The 2,945-nt window shown below is 61.0% G+C and carries 3 protein-coding genes; all 3 read right to left on the bottom strand.

Translation table 11 applies throughout. The features are described 5' to 3' along the window. Positions 1 to 379: 379 nt before the first annotated feature. Positions 380 to 1,144, bottom strand: a complete 765-nt coding sequence (locus R6U20_RS05115; protein WP_410336789.1) for a ferredoxin--NADP reductase — start codon at positions 1,142 to 1,144, stop codon at positions 380 to 382. Between the two features lie 47 nt (positions 1,145 to 1,191). Next, complete coding sequence (locus tag R6U20_RS05110) at positions 1,192 to 2,205, bottom strand: AAA family ATPase (RefSeq protein ID WP_410336788.1); 1,014 nt, start codon at positions 2,203 to 2,205, stop codon at positions 1,192 to 1,194. A gap of 110 nt (positions 2,206 to 2,315) precedes the next feature. Further along, on the bottom strand, positions 2,316 to 2,945 hold a 630-nt coding region (locus R6U20_RS05105; RefSeq protein ID WP_410336787.1), incomplete at its 5' end, for a peptidylprolyl isomerase.

The following is a 2,945-nucleotide window of genomic DNA, read 5'->3' as shown; positions in this document are numbered from 1 at the left end:
TACCCCCAAACAGATGACCTGAATGCGGATCCAATGGCACGGACGATCCAGTCGATCTAGCAAAGGGGGAAATAATTGAACAAGTGGTAAAGCAGGCAAACCTCTTGCCAACAAAATATCAAAGAGAAAGTTATGTGCAAGGACTAGGTCCACAGGCAGGAAATGACGCCCCTCGGGTCAAGTGCGTAACTCCTATTATAGTCATCCCGGACAATCCCGACGGCCATCGGGAGCAGATCCAGAGTCGAGCGAAGCGACACACGAAGTAATCTACTCGCTTCCCGATAACTCAATCACTTCAGGGATAACGACTACCGGAAGCTGTTTTGACGTCCCCAGGCAGAGGGATCTCGTTGCCGCATGCCCCGCAGCCTATCCGTCAATGTCTCTCCACAAAGTACTTTTCCTCGTGAATGCGGTCGGCAGACAGTCCGGCGCGGGCGCCGATGCCCTGCGCTTTGTCGATCATCTGCGGATGGCCACAGGTGTAGAGGGCGGTGTCGTGCAGGGGGAAACCCGCTGCATCCCAATGCTTGCGAAGCACATCTTCGACGCGCCCGCGCTCGCCGGTCCAGTCGAGGGCTTCGCGGGGACGGCTCACGGTGGGTATGTACGTGATGGCATCATGCTGGGCGGCATAGTCTTCCATTTCGTGGCGATAGCGCCCCAGCTCGCTGGCGTAGCTGCCGCCGTGGATCAGCAGGAAGCGGTCGTTGCGTCGCTTGGAAGCCGGCGTATCCAACCAGGTGCGCAGGATGCTGAGATACGGCCCCACACCTGTGACGGTGGCGGCCATGACGTGGTGATGCACCTCGGTGTCGAGTACGAAGCGGCCTACAATTTTGCGGCGCATCCAGAGCGTAGCGCCGGGTTGTAGCCGCCACAGGTGCGGGGTAAGCTGCCCGTCGTCGACGCGCTCCAGGTAGAACTCCAGGTGCGTATCGCCGGGCGTGCCAATGACCGAGTACGGGCGCAGCAGCGGGCGTGGCTGGTCATCCACAACAAGCCCGAGGGTGGCGTACTGGCCGGGGGTAAAGGAAATTGGTTCGCTGGCCTCAACGTGCAGCACGCCTACGTCGTCGGTGAAGTGTTCGCGGCGCGTAAGGGTGAGGCGCAGGTAGCGTTCGGGGTCGAGGTTGGGCATAGGAAAAGCAGGACCTGGCACGGTAGAAGCCCAATGAACACAACGGCTTATGCATCCAAGAGCCGCTGAATGACGTCTTCGGTGGTAATGCCGTCGGCCTCCGCATTAAAATTGGTGACGATGCGATGACGCAGCACGGGGAGCGCAATGCGACGTACATCCTCTTCGAGCGGGGTGGCGCGTCCGTCGAATGCGGCGAGGGCCTTTGCGCCCAGGATCAGGTATTGGGATGCGCGAGGCCCCGCGCCATACTCCAGGTAGTCGCTCACGTATTGTGGGGCGCGTTTGGTGCTGGGACGTGTCTGTGCGACGAGGTCCACGGCGTACTCGATGAGATTATCCGTCACTGGAAGCTGCCGCACGACCTGCTGGTAGCGGATGACCTCCTCGGCCGTAAGTACCGGTTTGGCTTCGGGAAGGGCATCGGCGGTGGTGGTGCGTACGACTTCGACCTCTTCCTGAAACGACGGGTAGTCGAGCCACAGGTTCAGCATGAAGCGGTCGAGCTGCGCCTCGGGCAGCGGATAGGTGCCCTCTTGCTCGATCGGGTTCTGCGTGGCGAGGACAAAGAACGGCGCATCGAGCGGACGCGTTTGGCCACCGGCGGTTACGTGGCGTTCTTGCATGGCCTCCAGCAGGGCCGCCTGGGTTTTGGGGGGGGTACGGTTGATCTCATCCGCCAGTATAATATTAGCGAAAACAGGCCCTTGCACAAACTCAAAGTGGCGCTGCCCATCGTCGGTCTCCTGAATGATGTCGGTGCCGGTAATGTCGCTCGGCATCAGGTCGGGCGTGAACTGGATGCGGTTAAACGACAGGTTGAGCGCGCGCGATAGCGTACGCACCAGCAGCGTTTTGGCGAGGCCAGGCACGCCCACCAGCAGCGTGTGTCCACGCGCAAAGAGGCTGGCGCATACCTGCGTGATGATCGCATCTTGCCCCACGATGACGCGGCTGATTTCGTTGTGGAGGCGGTCGTACGCCGCCCCTACCTCGGCGACAGCGTCGGCGTCAATGTCGGTATCGGCAAGAGCGGACGAGGTGGCAGAGGACGAAGGCATGCAGGCAACGACAAGCGATAGAAAGACAATGGTGAGCGAGCCCGAGCCGCCCCTGGATGCAGAGCGTGTAGCGCGGCTACGGAGCGTTTACCGGGCGTTTGCGGGGCGTTCTACTGGGCGGCTACGAAGTCTTCAGGGTCGTCGACCTTGATTTCGACGTAGACCTCTTCGCGTTTTTCGGCGAGCCACTCCTCAAGCACGCGGGCTTGCTTTTCCTGAAGGGCAAACTGCCGAATCCGCTCGTAGTCCATCTCCAGGTTGACGCGGTGTTCGGGGACGCGGCGGTGCAGCTGGACGATGTGGTAGCCGCGGTCGCCATCGAGCAGGCGCACGCGGTTGGGTTCGCTGATGTCGCCGGATTCGAGGTCGCGCAGGCTTTCTTTCCAGGAAGCGCCCAGGCGGTCGAGTACCAGGTCGCGCATGCCCGATTGCGGATCGAGGACGCGCCCGCCCAGCTCAGCGCTGCCTGTTTCTTGGGAGTGGCGCTTGGCCATGCGGGCAAACGACTGATCATGGTTGACCACCGAGTCGCGCACGGTACTGAGGTACTCGATGGCAGCTTCGGCATCTGCCGAGCGCTGATCCACCTCAATTAGGATGTGGTTCAGGTCTACGGTGTTGCCGCGTCGTTCGTTGACGCGCACGATGTGGTAGCCGGTGTGAGTGGGATTGTAGAAGGGCTCTGATACTTCACCTTCCTCAATGCGTGAGGCGACGGCGGCAAACTCGGGGACAAAATC

Source organism: Longimonas sp., from assembly GCF_046498435.1.
Lineage (GTDB): Bacteria > Bacteroidota > Rhodothermia > Rhodothermales > Salinibacteraceae > Longimonas.
The sequence above is the reverse complement of the archived record's forward strand: the minus strand, read 5'-3'. Positions and strand labels throughout refer to the sequence as shown.